The organism is Pirellula sp. SH-Sr6A, from assembly GCF_001610875.1.
In the GTDB taxonomy this organism is placed as follows: domain Bacteria; phylum Planctomycetota; class Planctomycetia; order Pirellulales; family Pirellulaceae; genus JBKCUI01.
Window position 1 is genome coordinate 2,912,300 of sequence record NZ_CP011272.1, and the last position, 15,039, is coordinate 2,927,338.

The 15,039-nt window shown below is 54.8% G+C and carries 7 protein-coding genes; all 7 read right to left on the minus strand.

From position 1 onward, the window contains the following. Nucleotides 1-9 precede the first annotated feature (9 nt). The gene (locus VN12_RS11425; RefSeq protein WP_146676957.1) at nucleotides 10-4,047 is read right to left on the minus strand and encodes a hypothetical protein; all 4,038 of its coding nucleotides are present in this window, start codon (nucleotides 4,045-4,047) and stop codon (nucleotides 10-12) included. A 131-nt stretch (nucleotides 4,048-4,178) separates the two neighbouring features. Continuing rightward, nucleotides 4,179-7,196, minus strand: coding sequence for a hypothetical protein (locus VN12_RS11430; RefSeq protein WP_146676958.1), 3,018 nt, complete (start codon nucleotides 7,194-7,196; stop codon nucleotides 4,179-4,181). 15 nt (nucleotides 7,197-7,211) lie between these two features. Continuing rightward, on the minus strand, nucleotides 7,212-8,732 hold the full coding sequence (locus VN12_RS11435) for a sulfatase (protein WP_240491399.1): 1,521 nt from the start codon (nucleotides 8,730-8,732) through the stop codon (nucleotides 7,212-7,214). Nucleotides 8,733-8,800: 68 nt separating this feature from the next. Continuing rightward, complete coding sequence (locus VN12_RS11440) at nucleotides 8,801-10,402, minus strand: sulfatase (protein WP_146676959.1); 1,602 nt, start codon at nucleotides 10,400-10,402, stop codon at nucleotides 8,801-8,803. Beyond that, entirely contained in the window at nucleotides 10,399-11,841 is a 1,443-nt protein-coding gene (locus tag VN12_RS11445) for an arylsulfatase (protein WP_146676960.1), read from the minus strand. Before VN12_RS11445 ends, VN12_RS11440 begins: the two co-directional genes overlap by 4 nt. A 145-nt stretch (nucleotides 11,842-11,986) precedes the next feature. Then, the gene (locus VN12_RS11450; protein ID WP_146676961.1) at nucleotides 11,987-13,339 is read right to left on the minus strand and encodes a hypothetical protein; all 1,353 of its coding nucleotides are present in this window, start codon (nucleotides 13,337-13,339) and stop codon (nucleotides 11,987-11,989) included. A gap of 116 nt (nucleotides 13,340-13,455) precedes the next feature. Continuing rightward, the gene (ffh, locus tag VN12_RS11455; RefSeq protein WP_146676962.1) at nucleotides 13,456-14,928 is read right to left on the minus strand and encodes a signal recognition particle protein; all 1,473 of its coding nucleotides are present in this window, start codon (nucleotides 14,926-14,928) and stop codon (nucleotides 13,456-13,458) included. Between the last annotated feature and the right edge of the window lie 111 nt (nucleotides 14,929-15,039).

Genomic DNA, 15,039 nt, shown 5'->3' on the forward strand with positions numbered 1-15,039 from the left:
GGTGCGGTCTTACCAGCTGGAACCGGAGAAACCGGAACCATTGTCACTGGACCCGCCCCAACCTCCACCGCCGATATCGATACCTCCCCCGCTACCGAAGCCACCGCCGCCACCGAAAAGACCTCCATCTCCACCCGAGGAACCGCTGCTGCCCCCAAACCAGGAATCGGACGATGAGGAGCTTGGCCAACCTGTACCTCCAATGATAACGGTCGGCCAGAATCCGCCTCCGAACGATCCGCCGCCACCAGAGGGACCGTTTCCGTCGAAGGGTGAATTGGATCGACGCCGATGGCGCTGTCTTTTTTGCATCTCGGCTCGATGCTGCATTTCCAGCCATTGCTCGTTTCGTTCCCCTGCTTGAATCGCCGCTGTAGCGACTTCCATGGCGGACTGGCTGAAGTGCACGACATCTTGATACCGACCGCGCTGTAGGGCCTTTCTGGCTTTCTCGAGAAGTTCGGTCCCGTCGTGTGCATTGACTCGGGAGCCTCGTTTACCGATCCAATTTTCGGCATCGAATACCGCTTGGGAGCCACGTCGGAAGACTTCGTAGACGCGCGCTGCATCTTTCAATTCACCTGCAAGTGTTTTTGCGGCGCCGTCGATCGTAGCGTGAAGTCGGTAGGCTTGCTCGTCGATATCCTTCCAGTCGCCGTGTGGCTTCTCGAGCGTACCTTCCAACGCGTTGACCGCGTTTTTCAGTTTCCCGATTCGGTCATTGGCTTCCACTGTCGCCGTGCTATCGGGAATGCCATCGGTTTGTGATTTCTGAACCAGCGCCCAAGCGGCATTCCACTGCTCTTTCGCTCCGCGTACGGCGCGGACTGCTTCGGCATGCGCCTGGCGATCCGAGACCAGCTTCGATTGCAGTTGATTTAGCCTTTCCTCTAGTTCTTGCCAGCGTCGTGAAATCGCAATCGGATTCTTTCGTGCGGTCGACACGTCTTCCAGAAGCGATGCCTGAGCCGACTGGATCAATGTTCGGATCGATTGAATGGTAGCATGGCTCGCCTTAGGATCCTCAAGATTCGTTTCGAGCACCTTCACCCATTGCGTTAGCTCTTCACGGTGCTTTTCATTTCGCGTTTCCTGTTGTTCCAGTCGTTTTCCAAATTCGACAACGAATTCGATCCCCCACTTGGCTTCCGCCATTGCACCTTGGGATTCCAAGAGATGTTCAGCTGCTTGAACGACCTGACCGGACTTGAATTTGGCTTGAGCCTGCTCGATGATGTCGGAGGCAAATTCAAGCCTTTGGTGGGCTCCACCGAGGACTTCATCCAACGATCGCGAACGCTGCTTGGGTGCATCCGATGGTTTGGAAGGTTGGCTTTGAAGAACGCTTGGGTCGTAAATCGATTGCCACTTTTCCAATTGAGTTCTGGTTTCTGTCCATCGCTCTAGACTGGTCGCGACCTCTTTGCGGAACGTCGCGAACTGCTCCGGAAATCGCTCGACGATCTCCAAGGCCGATTGTGTTGCACCTTCGATCTTCGACAACTGCTCGGTCGCTTGCTCGACGCAACTGTTGGCCGCCGCTTGATCCCCTTTGGCGATGAGTTGCTTGGCGGTAAGGAGTTCAGCTTCCACGCGTTGAAATTTGCTGTCGGTGGTGGACTGTTTCCCAAAGTGTATTTGTTCCAACGGAAGCCCTAGCTTTAACGCAATGGAACCGCGTGCTGCGTGAACTTTTTCTTGCAGAATAGGGACGCGATCCTTCTCCAGTGTATTGACGAGCTTTGCTGTGGTGCTCAAGTCGATGACTCGTTGGGTCAGAGCCTGGAATGCACCATCTAGGTCGGCTTCGATTGCGGTAGTCGGACTATTGGATGACGTGATCGCTACGTTCGAGGGTTTAGCAACGATCGATGTTAGACGTTGATCCCACTCCCGGACGATCGTTTGGAATTCACGTGAAATCCAATCCGTGCGGTATCCGAGGTCCGCGAGTGATTTTCCTTCGGCGGTTGCGGCGGGGAACTGTACCTCGCAGCCTTGTTTAACACGATTGAAAATAGCGTGGACGGAGTCAACTTTTTGGCGAATCGGAGGAAGCCAATCTTCCACGACGCTGACCGCGTCGAACATTGCCTTGCTCTCGATTTGCCGAAGTTCGTTGGCCAGTTTGGGTGCGGCAACGTTTAGAAAGGAAGGAAGTTCCCACAGCACGCGGCCGTCGCTGTTCTCGGAGAGGGATCGATCCAGTTCTAGCGTCGCGTCAAGTTGATTCTGGGATTGCGTAAGCTGGTCTTGGGCGCTCGTTAGTGCGAGTTCCAAACGATCGAGCATCGCGGTCGCCTCGATGCCTTGCTGCTCGAATAAGGCGAACGCGGTTTCGTAGGTAATCTCGACTTCACCTTTCGCGTTGGCAGCATGCTCCTCCCGCGTCTGCTGTCGTAGGATCCGTGGGAGACCATGAGCTTCTTGAAAAGAAAGGGTCTTTCCGTTTAGGTATGAAATTCCCTCGGAGTAAAGCTCGGAGCTAAAGCGATTCTTCCATCGATCCCGCCAAGAGGTGGGATGGATGGTACTTTTTGCCAAATCGAGGACTCGCCGCATCTCCTTAGAAAGAATAAAGAGATTGTCGATGGTCGTCAGAATTTGCAGGGCTAGCTCTTTCGTCTTTCCTTCATAGCCTCGCTTTTCCACTCGATCTTTCGAGCCGAGCAAATCGTTGGTGCGAGTAAAGAGGATACCTGTCCGATCCGTTTCCTTCTGCACCGCATCCTCGCGAATGGCCAGTTCGCGAATCGCTTTGTTCATGATGGGTATACGGCGCTGGTAGAGGAACCGCAAGAAGAGTGCGACCCCTGCACCCAAGGCGATCAACATCCCGATGGCGATACGCCGAGTCCATTCCCAAACTGCCTGCCTTTGCGCAGCGGCTCGCTGGACGACATCAAGTTCGGTGGTTGCTTTCTCCAGCAAAGTGTTCAGTTCGCTCAGGTGCCGCTCGACATCCATTTCCCCCTGACCAGCGGAATTCTTTGCATCCGCGATCGCCTTTTCAATCGCGACAATGTTCGGTGCAATCTTTTGCTCGTTGGCCGCTGTAAGCCTTTGAATCGAAGCGGCGTATCTCGCCAAATTGGCATCGAGACCTTCAACCTCCGCGTAGCTGTGCAAGTAATGATCCATTTCTGATTTCGTTCGAGCGAAGGAAGACTGGATCGTTCTCACGTTTTCTGTGTCAACATCCATCTCGAAGGCTTCGATGCGCTGTCGCCACCCCTGGGTGGGTGGGGATACGAGTGGACCGGTTGCAGCAGGGTATGATTTTTTAAAACGGTCGCGATGCGATTCGACCTCTTCGATTTGGGATTTCGTTGCTGCCAACGCAACTTGAAAGGAACTTAGCTCCCGCTGCTTGGCCAATGCGATGGCAGCTTCGCGGTCTGCATCGGATTGGATCGTCTGCTCTAGGCGTTGATTGATATTCTTGATCGTGTTTTGGACGGCATCGATAACACGTCCTCCCGACTTCATAGCGAGGAGTGCCGGTTGATCCAATTCCCCTTGCCAGTGGCTTTCTCCCAGGTTCCTCGAGTCTTGTGCGTCGGAGGCAAAGTACGAAACTCTTCGCTGTTTGAGCATGAACACCAGGACCGCGCCGTCGGGTTCTCGGGTACGGGGATGCTCCAGTTTCCCGAAGTCGGTTTCGTTATTCAGTCGGGTTCCCAATTGAACTTCGACCGCATCGATACCAGAAAAAGGTCGGTTGGGAGTACGGTAGATTTCGCCGCTCGCGTCATCGATGAGGACGACTAGCCAATGCGGCGCGTTTTGCTGAAGCCACTTCGCCAAATCGTTGAGACGCTTAGAATCCACTCCAATGTTGCCACGGGTGTAGAGTTGGTTTTCTGGCTTCCAGTTTGCAATGATCTCCGACACCGACTTGACCGCGACAGGGGTAGGAGATGTCGCTTTCGTCTGGGTTGATGAAGAGGGAGACGTAGACGAGGAGGAAGTGGGGGAGGCCTCTTGCGACCAGGCGGGTAGGGCAAGGAGGCAGATCCATGCTAGGTACAAAAGCCATCGTGCCATTCCGACCTCTTCCAGCGTTGAGATGCGTAAGAAAACTGGTTTACCAAGCGGCGCTCGCCACGTCATGGTACATGAAGTGAGCGCGATCTCAATGCTCAGGCCTAATTACCACGCCGGGGTGGCGCGCTCGTTTAGAAGTCCTTTCGTTCTGCTTTCACGGGCGGAATTGCTTCGGGCGCGCCTTTGTTCGTCGGTTTGCCATTCGGTTTATCTCCTTTGAAGAACTGAAACGGGAGATTGAACAAATCGAGATTCATCGCGGGTAACTTTTCGCTTTCCTCCGAGGATGCGGAGTTGGCCGGTGTCGCCGGGAGGCGTTCCATGGAGATTCGACTGATCAAAACGAGCCGTTCCGGCAATTGGGTCAAATGGGCATGGGCGCCTCGAAACCAATCCAACCAAGGAACGCGATAGGTCGGCGCCGGAATCGCGTGCTCTGGATCGAATCCGATGTAGTCGGGATCGGAACGACCGGAATCGATGCGTGGTTTTTCCACGCTCGCTTCCCAAGCGGTGCTAATCCAGTAGTTCGATCTCTCTTGCGATGCACTTTTCACGGGCTCGTACGTTCCCCCCAGCGGGCATTGCAACCTCGCATCGAGAAGCTGCTCGGCAGCTTGGAGCGCTTCCTCGGTGGGGATATGAAGCTGCTCCTGCATCGCATCCAAGAGCATGAGATTGCCCCGCGAAGTTTGGGCCGCACGCCGGAAGGAGAGGATGTTGAAGAAGGAAGAAACGCGGCTGTTTTTAAGGTCCCCAATAAACACACGACCTTGCGCAAAATCGGCGGCTGGCACTGGGCGAATCCAGTTCAAGCAATGTTCGAGAATGCTCCGGTCGAACGAAACAATACTGAACCCTCCTCCTTGCCAACGCCACAACCCAAACAAGCTTCGTGAAAACCCGTACGCATCGGGTCCCCCCCCTCCCAATCCAAACGGAAGGCGATCGAGATAACCAGGGCTTGGCCAAGTCCCCAAGTAACCCGGAATCGACTTGAGCACACGCAGTGTTGCTAGCAGGCCTTTCGTTTCTCCTGGAATAGGTGGGTCAAGATCCTTGACCCCGGCAAAAAGTACGTGATTGGGAGACGGACGCCCGAGAGGTGTTTCACCCGACAAGTGGACTTGCACATGGATCATGTCATCGCGGGGGAGTTCGATCTCCGTTTGGACCGGTTCCCCCAAGAGGCGTGAAATCCATCCATACTTGTCTCGCCCGAGCGGTGCGATATATCCCTCAACGACCAAGTTCTCCACCGAGGGAACGTCTTGATCTACGAAGCGGCGAATTCCGAACATCAAAGGATCGGTCTGTTGCCAACGGGTAGCGTAGAAGTGCGATTGTTCCTGATAGTCATCGAATTCCTCCTGGGAGCATTCCAGCAGGGGAACATCTGCGATAGGAAGGAAACTCCCACGAGCCCCTCGTAAGGAGTCGTGCCACTGACCGTTGAACGAAAGTGTTTGCGAGCCATCGATCCGGGATTGGAAGGTGTCAGGCAGATATCCGCGTCGCATCAAAGAATCGATCGATCCCCCTTTTTCCGATCCCAACGCATTCGCTTCCGCGTTGGCGACACGCGATGCCATCTCCGCGATTTCAATCGAAGCAATCGCTTTGAGTCGCCGACGAAGCTCGATTTGGTATTGGGGGGACACCAAATTGCGGAAGAACTCGGAGGACAGGTAGGCGAACACACTGTACTCATTGCTCAGCGGCATCGTGAACCGGGCAAATCGAAAGGCGTCGGAGTGCGCCAACGATGGCCCACCGTCTGCAACTTCGAGAAACCGCTTCGCAATGGATTGGCTCGTTGTGAGGAGAAGGTAGTTATCCCGCTCAACCATAAACGATCGGACTTGATTGTCCGGCGTGCTTAGCAGTGAGATTTTTTTGCCTTCCAACTCGACATCTTCAAGCTTGATTCCACGCGACCGATATTGCTGCAAGGCCGTCTTTCGATCACCCTCCATCGAAGACCTTAGCAAGGCCATGTTCTTCGCTTCGAAGAGGATCCCCATGGTGGGTCCTTCTTGCAGATACAAGTCTTGACCGATAATGGCCATATCCGAAATGATCGAGTCTCCAAAGAGCTTGCCCACCATCGTGGTCTTCGCATTGAGCATCCTCTCCATGCGATCATTGGTTTGATAGTTCAAGCCTCGAAGAACGGCGAGTTGCGCCAAGTCGCCACCGCGCGATTCTCCAAACTGCTTGAACCAAATAAAGTTAGCGAAGCTACCAAATCGGATGTAGAAACACTCCGGCGGGATGCGATATGCGATCGGTTCGACAGCAAGATCGTCTGGAACGGCCGGGGATGCGATCTCCGTCCAACGAGGCGGGGCCGGAATTGGACGCATAGGTTGCTCTAAACCTGAAGACTGGTTCAAGGTTTCGCGATGCAACTCCGAGCGAAGAGATTCGACCCCTGCGACCAAGGCGATGGTTGGCATCGGATCCTGCTGCGGTTCGTCGGGCTTGAACGGCTTTCTAGAAAGGTTGGGTATGGGGTACCCAAAGCGACGGCCCAGCATATGAATCAGGTAATTCTCCACAATGGAAGGATAATCGCTTCGCTCGATCTGGGTTTTGGCTTGGGCGACATAACCATCCCACCATGATTGGCGGAGCAACTCCAATGTGAGGGGGGCTCTGCCATTTTCCTCGGGCGCGGTTTGCCCTGGAGCGATTGGCCGGACGTCCACCGTTGTGTTGAGATCACCAGCGATTTGGATCGTAAAGGGACTCTCCCCCGTGAAAAGGAACTGCACTCGAACGACTTCGGGTGGATCGATCTGCTCCTTCGCTAAATTCACCGCATTGCGAATCCTTTGCACCAAAGCGCCGAGTCGAGGGCGTTCCGAAGCGATGCGAGGTGGTGGCGTTGGAGCCGGCGGTGGCTCCGTGGTAACAATATCGATCGCAGGAAAAAAGACCCGCGATTCTTCGTTCGTGACAATCAAACGCACCGAAGCCGTTTCAGAAACTTGGCCAGCAGGAATCACGACTTGGGCAACACCGTATGGCTGGCCAGCGATCGCTTGGACGCTCAACGGATTGGTTTGAGCATCGGCTACTGATGGTCGCATCACTGCAGCAACCAAGGCCGTTATCGCGAAAAGCGACGGGTACAATCCCTTCATTCCATTCATCCTAGGTTAGCGAATCTTTTGATCAGGAAGCTCCTGCTTCACTCCTTCATCGATCGGCATGGGATCCATCCCATCGCCCAAACCAACGTCCTGCATTACATGTGCCAATTCGGACTTCATTTCTCGAACAACGGAGGCATATTCTGGCAACTCGACGAGATTTAGCTTTTCTTCTGGATCCGATTTCAAGTCGTAAAGCTCTGCGAGGTGCCTGTCGGGGGATCCATCACCGTGAGGGTAACGGGCATACTTCCATCGGTCGGTGCGCACGGCGCGAACGTTCGGTGTGTAGGGGAACTGCTTTTCGTAGTTGTAGTAGTAGAGCCAAGACTTCCTCCAGGGTGCATCATCTTGCTTTAGCAACGGGACCCATGAACGGCCATCGATATCCTCCAGGGGCGGTGCCTCGCACAGTTCGAGCAGGCTGGGAGCCAAATCGATTGTCAGAACTTGCTGATCGATGGTTTTGGGTCCGCCTGGAAGGAATCGCTTGGGGAGTTTGGCCAGCTGCACGATGCGAATGCTCGGCTCATGCGGCGTTCGCTTGTCGACCATCCCGTGCTCACCGTTCAAGATCCCGTTGTCACTCATATACACGACAATGGTATTTTCCAGATCGCCTCGCTTTTGAAGCGTCTGCAGCAGTTGCCCGACGCTGTCATCGACCGACAGGAGCGTGCCCCAGTAAGCGCGCGTCATGGCTTCAAAGTCTTTCACCGCGGCAGGACTATCATCAGGAAACTTCTTCCGCCAGTCGAAGAGGGGGCCATAAATGCCGTGCCAAGTATAAAGTCGCTCGCGAATCCAAGTCGGTTTGTTCGACAATTGAAAAGCGGTGTCGGGATAGGGAACGGAGACGTTGGCGAACGCGCCGTCGTACTTCTTTTCAGGGAAGTAGAAGCTGTGTGGAGCTTTGTGACCGATCATCATGCACCACGGCTTACTGCCGTCCTGCTTTCCTAGCCATTGCTCCGCCAGGTCGGTGACAACATGGGTGTAATAGCCTGGGAGGACCTCTCGCTTCAAACCGTTCAAATTGAACTCGGTGTCGAAGTACTTGCCCTGCCCTTTGTGGGTGACGAACCAATCAAACCCAGGGCGGGGCGAGTCATCCTCCTCGCCCATATGCCATTTACCGATGTAAGCCGTCGCATAACCAGATTGCTGCAACCGTTTCGGAAAGCTCTGCAAATTAGCAGGGTAATCCGTGAAGTTGTCCTTCACCCCATGCTTGTGCGCGTACTGACCGCTCAGGATACTCGCGCGGCTCGGTGAACAGAGAGACGTCGTGCAGAAGGCATTGCGAAAGTAAATCCCTTCCTTTCCAAGCCGATCGATATTCGGCGTCTTTAGATGAGGGTGCCCGGCCAGCCCCAATGCATCCCAACGTTGGTCATCGGTCAATATAAAAAGGACGTTCGGCCTTCGCTGCACTTCATTACAAAACGATGCACCTACACCCATCAAAGCAATGGCCAGTGCAATCCCCATGCGAAAGAAAACCATTCGCTGTGTACTCGCTGTCATGAACGTCATCTTGTCCTTGCTCCGAATCTTGCAGCCATCCACCGAAAAATCCCACCATACCTTCGCTTTCACCGCTCGCGCGTTGGCTCAAAATCGGACGGCTCGACCCAACCTGCAGAAACCTTTTCGCCCCGACTCCATTGCTCGTAGAAACCGGCGCCACTGGTGACGGGGTAACGATCAAAAATGTCACCTTGCCCTCGCATGCGAGGATCCCCTTGCTCACTCAGTTTCTGTTCCATCTGTTCTCGCATTGCGATCAAAGTCGATTGCGCGTCGGGAATCGCAGCCAAGTTGCGAACGCAATCGGGGTCTTGTTGGAGGTCAAAGAGTTCTTCGGCTGGACGCAATCCGAAGCAGAACTGCCAAAAAGGATCGGTGCGATTCGCTCGACCTCTCTGGAGAATAGCTGTTTTGGTGGGACTACCATCGGTATCGAGGTAACCGGTTTCCGGGTTCCCAGCGGGCCAGCGTGCAGGTTCGAAATTTCGCAAGTAGAGGTAATTCTCCGTGACGATTCCGCGAATCGGGTAACCGACGTCTCCGGGTCGTCCCACATCGTTTCGTTCGCGGCCGACCAGTGCATAAGTTCGCTCGGGGTCGACTTGCCCACTCCCCTCGCTTTCCAAAATATTGCGCCAGGATCGACCTGACATGGGAGCCATGCCTGCGGTGTTGGAATTCACACCAGCCAAATCGAGCAAAGTGGGAGCAACATCGGTGAAGTCGACAAAGTCATGAATCTCGCGATGGGACGTGCCAATCCCTTGAGGCCAGCGGATGGCTAAGGGGACGTGATTAGAATCGTGGTAGGCGTAGCCCTTGCAACGAGGAAAGGGCATGCCATGGTCGGATGTGACAATGACGAGGGTATTTTCTGCGAGTTGCCGTCGATCCAATTCGTCTAAGATTCGCATGAGGTGGGAGTCGAGGTATTCGACTTCCATGGCGTAATCGAGCATATCGCGTCGTGTTATCGAGTCATCGGGCCAATAGGAGGGGACACGGTCGATATCCTGGAGTTTCTTTTGCGCTTTTGCTTCTCCGACTCCCAGCTCATAAGGGCGATGGGGTTCTTGAAAGCCGACCCAAAAACACCATGGTTTGTCGGCGATCGTTTGGTCTAAGAAATCTGCAAAGTTGGCTGCGTAATCATTGGGAGCGACCCCCTTTGCGATAGGGCGAACTGTCTTGCGTTGAAACGGCTTGCCAATCATTTGCCGGTCTTCCCCCTTCGCATTTTTTGCCACCCCAGGCCCCCAGCCTTTTCCGGTCAAGCCAACTTGCCAGCCGTTGTCCCGCAAGACTTCGGGCCAAGTTTTGAATTTGGCGGGGAAGAAGGAGAGATGGTTCCCGGCTTCTTCCAGTTGCCATGAATGGCGTCCGGTGAGAAGGATCGATCGCGACGGAGCGCACTTCGCGTTGGGGGTGTAAGCATGGCGAAAGAGGAGCCCTTCGTTGACCACGCGGTCGAACGCGGGAGTGGTAACCCAAGGTGTACCGTAGGAGCTCGCATGGGCCCCCCAATCGTCCGCGATCACGAAGAGAATGTTCGGCGTGGTGACGGAGAGGGCGTCGGAATCGGACGCTGAGAGTCCTTTCCCCATCATGGCGGCCAGCGACAAGAGGAGGAGCGTCAGTTTGTTTCGCCAATGTATCACGGAAATCATGGTCGATTCCCTTTCCACTGAGGCTGCCAATCAGGCGATTCGGTTCTCGCCGTACTCAAGAAGTCTCCGATCTTCTTCGCAATTTCCGGATGTTCGTCCGCAACATTCTTTTGTTCACGAATATCGGTATGGGTATCGAATAAGCGGATGGGATCGTTCGGGCCGTTCGCGCGAATTCCTTTCCATCGCCCCTGATAGAGAGCTGCTTGACGGAACCCACCTTCGTGAAACTCCCAATAGAGAAACTCGTGTTTTATCTGTTTGCCCGTTCCCTTCAACGTGGGGACGAAGCTAATCGAGTCCCGGCCGCTGGGGAGTTCGGTTTGAGCTAGTTCGGCGGCGGTCGCCATCCAGTCGCCGAAGTAAGCAACGTGGTTGCTCGTGGTTCCAGCTGCGATCGTCTTCGGCCACCAAGCGATGCAGGGAACTCGGATCCCTCCATCGGTGAGACTTCGTTTGATCCCGGTGAAAGGTCCGGAGGGTTGGAACCGAGTCAAATCGTGATTGGCCTCGTTATGAGGTCCGTTGTCGCTCGTAAAGATGACCAATGTCTTTTCATCGATTTGCAACTCTCGCAAGCTTTGGAGCATGCGTCCGACGTATTCATCCATGAGGGACACCATCGCCGCTTGCCCCTTATCCTGTTTCTTCCAATCATTGTCCGCGTAGGCACCGAAGTCCGGAACCTCGGTACCGTCTTTCAGTTCCCGATTACGTTCGTTATTGGCGTGAGGAATCACCAAACTCCAGTAGAGAAAGAAGGGACGATTCGCATTCTCCTTCACAAACTCCAACCCTTCCTCGAGGATTCGTTCATCGGCGAAAGCAACCGCTTTGGTCGCGTACCCTCCACCTTGGTCACCCACTCGAACGCATTCGTTCGGGAGTGAGACACGTTCTTCATTGCGCCAGAGGAATTCGGGATAGTGGTTGTGCGCATGGACTTGATTGAGGTAGCCGAAGAAATGGTCGAAGCCTTGGCGGCGAGGTAACCCGGCATCGGCATCGCCGATATCGCCGAGCCCCCATTTGCCAGCAAGCGCTGTTCTGTAGCCTGCTTGTTGAAGCACTTTTGCGACCGTGATGTCGTCGGGGCGAAGGGACTGAGCGATCGGGTTTGTTTTTCCAGCGTTCCCCCGAACACGCGTTCGACCGTGGTGTTGGCCAGTCATTAAGACGCTGCGGGAGGGTGCGCAGACCGTCGCGCCTGCGTAGAAATGGGTAAACAGCAGACCTTCTTGGGCCATGCGATCGATGTGAGGAGTCTGGATGACTTTCTGCCCGTAACACCCCAGTTCACCATAGCCGAGGTCATCCGCCATAATCCAAATTATGTTGGGGCGCTCTGCGGCATGGAGTGGTAGAGACAAAGCCACGAAGAGAATCGAGCCGACGGCGAGCAGTCCCTTCGCGACGATTGGATGAGCAATACCGATCATCGTATACGTAGACCTTTGAAGAATGGAGAGGTGGTTAGGGCCCGGATCGCTTTACGCGACTCCGGTCGATCTGCCACTCACCATATAGGTCCGAGACGCTCGCGTCAAAGAGAACACGAGACTTTCAAGAACTCATCGACGGTTGCTATGGTTTTTTCGTCGAGTACTTGGAGTTGAAGAGATTGGGATCGAATGGATCCTTTTGAGATTTCAGCGTGTGCTTTCGTTCCAGTTGTTCGATCGCCTTCTCGAGATCGTTGATTTCCCCTGAGGTAAGTCCGACGGGGCCTTCGGCGGTTTTAGCGGGTCCCGACAATTTCGCGTCGCGGTCTTGCTGCTCATTCATTTCGCGCCACTGCGCGATTTTTTCCATGCGGCTCAACTCGGATCCTGCAGGAACGACAGCTGCTCCCCCCAGTGCGCTGGCACTTGGGTTTGTCGATGGAAGAGCTCGAACGGGTGAGCTTTCCACTGCCGATGCCAACTGCACTTCGGGCCCCGACGAAGCTTTCGATAGCTCCAGCGACTTGATCCACTGCGTGATCCTCTCCACGTGGATCCGTTCATCTTCTCGCTTCAATGGGTTGAAACTCGGATGCTTTTGCTCCCCATGCTCTTTGAGTGCATATCGAATCAAGTCACTATCGGTGGGGGATTGGATATCGACATAGCGAAGCACGTTTTCCAGGTTTTCAGCGGCAATTTCGGATGCTTGTTCGCCCGCAGCCTGTCGGATGTGGAAGACGGACTTACCCGGCAATCCATGGCAACCTGCTTGCCCACACCGCCGCACCAACAGCGGGGAAATGTTGGACTGAAAGGCTTTCTTCACATAGCTTGGAATTCCGATCGCCAGATCGGGATCCATCGCCTTGGCACCGGATGCTTGGGGGGCCGAGGGGAGCAATGTGGCAGAAGCGAGCACAACTTCCGAATGCGTAGGATCGGCTGGGTTTCGGTTCGGCGCATCGGAGCGTTCTGGTTCTGTCTTGGACCCGTCTTGGATTCGTCCCCGCGCAGCACCTAGTTGCTTCTGTTGATTTGCGAGCATCGACTGAACTTGCTCCGAAGAGAGGATAGCCTCTTTCAGCTTGTGCTCCAATTGCCGGAGCTTGTTGGTCGGTTCTGCGATCTGCGAGAGTTGTTTGAAATGGAAGATCGCTTCGTCGATCATTTCTTGTTGGATGCACCATTCGGTCAAGTGCCAGTGCTCACCGGTTCCCCATTGCCGAGTGGACGCGACTTGCAGGTCGTACAAGGCACGTTTGGAGGGAGCCACGAATGCGACTTGTTTGCTCTCGATTTGGATCGAGCTACCGGTTCCCAGTCGAATCTCGAGGCGTTCCCCGACGGGCCGAACGACCCCGTGAAAGATACTGCCGTTGAAGAGCATCACATAGGATTGCTCGCTCGCGGATTGTCCGAAGGCGACGTTGCAGGCAGTCGAAGTCCACGCGATAGCGGCGGTGATCGAGAACAGGCGAACGAGACGAAACATTGCGATACTGTCCTGCGACAGCCCTCCCTGGGACTTGGACTGTAGTAGCCCTCCTTAAAACGTGGAGGTGGAACAGTAGCAAATCGTCTCTTTGAGAAGCAAGGGAGATGGGGCGGCTAGCTTTTCTTTTTCTTTCGGAGCAGTCGTTCTCGCTCTTTTTGAAGTTTATCCCGCTCTTTGGGGGTTAAGCGTTTGCCGGTACTCCCTTTGAGTTTCATTCCTTCCATGGGATTGAACGGATTCTGCGACATCATGCCCCGCATTTGATTGAGCATTTTCATTTTGTCGCCGACGTTTCCGGACGTAGCCATCTGCAGCATCGGTCCGATCATCTCGAACTGTTTGATCAGATCGCTAATTTGGTTCGGTTGGACTCCGCACCCTTTTGCGATTCGATTGCGTCGGGACGAGTCGATCACTTTGGGATTTTTTCGTTCTTCGGGCGTCATGGCGTCGACGATACCGGTCAAGCGACGCATTTCTCGTTCGCTGTCGGTGTTCGCCATCATCTTCGAGATTTCACCCATTCCCGGCATCAGGGTGAGCATTTTGGTCATCAGCCCAGGTTTTCGCAGTTTCTGCATCATGTCGCGGAAATCGCCGAGGGTGAAGACCCCTTTGGACATCCGTTCCTCGAGCGCTTTGCGTTCCTTTTCGTCGATCAATCGGTGCGCTTCGCGGGCGACTTCGAGAATATCCCCCATCTCGAGGATTCGGCTCGCCATCCCCTCGGGTCGGAAGGGCTCGAGGGCATCGAGGTGTTCACCGGTGCCGATGAATTTGATCGGGACTTCGGTGACGGCTTTGACGCTGAGCAAGGCACCGCCGCGGGCATCACCATCTAGTTTCGTCATGATGACGCCGTCGAGCGAAAGCGCTTCGTTGAAGGCCTTCGCGCTGTTCACCGCGTCCTGTCCGGTCATACCGTCGACGACCAAGTAGACTTGCTGGGGCTGGACCGCTTTGTCGATCCGTTTGAGCTGGTCCATCAATTCCGCGTCGATGGCGAGCCGGCCCGCCGTGTCGAGGATGATGATGTCCGCCCCCGCCTCGCGGGCTGCGGCGATCCCCGCCTGGCAGACTTCCACCGGATCGGTGGCCCCGGCTTTGCTGAAGGTTCCGACGTTTAGCTGGCGGCCCAAGACGTGGAGTTGTTCGATGGCGGCTGGGCGTTGCAAGTCCGCGGCCACCAGGAAGGGCTTGAACCCCTTCTCTTTGATCAGCTGAGCTAATTTACCGCATGTCGTGGTTTTCCCGGCTCCTTGGAGCCCGCACATCATGATGCTATTGGCGGCACCCCGCTTGAGGGGGATCGCGTTGTCGACGGGCCCCAGAAGCTCCACTAATTGTTCGTAAACAATTTTGACGAGTTCTTCGTGCGGGCGGAGGGAGTGGATAACGCGGCGTCCGATGGCGGCGTTGGTAACGCGGTCCATGAACTCGTGAACGACATCGACGTTCACGTCGGCTTCAATCATCGACTTTTCGACCATGGCGAGCCCTTCGCGCATGTTCGATTCGGTCAGTTTTCCTTTTCCACGGAGAGTTTGAAAGGCGGATTGGAGACCTTCTTGTAGTGACTGAAACATCCTGATTCCGTGAGGTGAACTGAGCGGGCGAAATGATTGATTTAGGTGATTTGGAACTTTTGGAGGAATCTTACCCTCCAAGGGTCGCATTGATTGCAACACCTCTAACGA

What these genes read in the sequence shown, in the direction of transcription:
- VN12_RS11425 (WP_146676957.1), bottom strand. Translation starts at nt 4,047, where the DNA reads ATGGCACGATGGCTTTTGTACCTAGCATGGATCTGCCTCCTTGCCCTA.
- VN12_RS11430 (WP_146676958.1), bottom strand. Translation starts at nt 7,196, where the DNA reads ATGAAGGGATTGTACCCGTCGCTTTTCGCGATAACGGCCTTGGTTGCT.
- VN12_RS11435 (WP_240491399.1), bottom strand. Translation starts at nt 8,732, where the DNA reads ATGACAGCGAGTACACAGCGAATGGTTTTCTTTCGCATGGGGATTGCA.
- VN12_RS11440 (WP_146676959.1), bottom strand. Translation starts at nt 10,402, where the DNA reads ATGATTTCCGTGATACATTGGCGAAACAAACTGACGCTCCTCCTCTTG.
- VN12_RS11445 (WP_146676960.1), bottom strand. Translation starts at nt 11,841, where the DNA reads ATGATCGGTATTGCTCATCCAATCGTCGCGAAGGGACTGCTCGCCGTC.
- VN12_RS11450 (WP_146676961.1), bottom strand. Translation starts at nt 13,339, where the DNA reads ATGTTTCGTCTCGTTCGCCTGTTCTCGATCACCGCCGCTATCGCGTGG.
- ffh (WP_146676962.1), bottom strand. Translation starts at nt 14,928, where the DNA reads ATGTTTCAGTCACTACAAGAAGGTCTCCAATCCGCCTTTCAAACTCTC.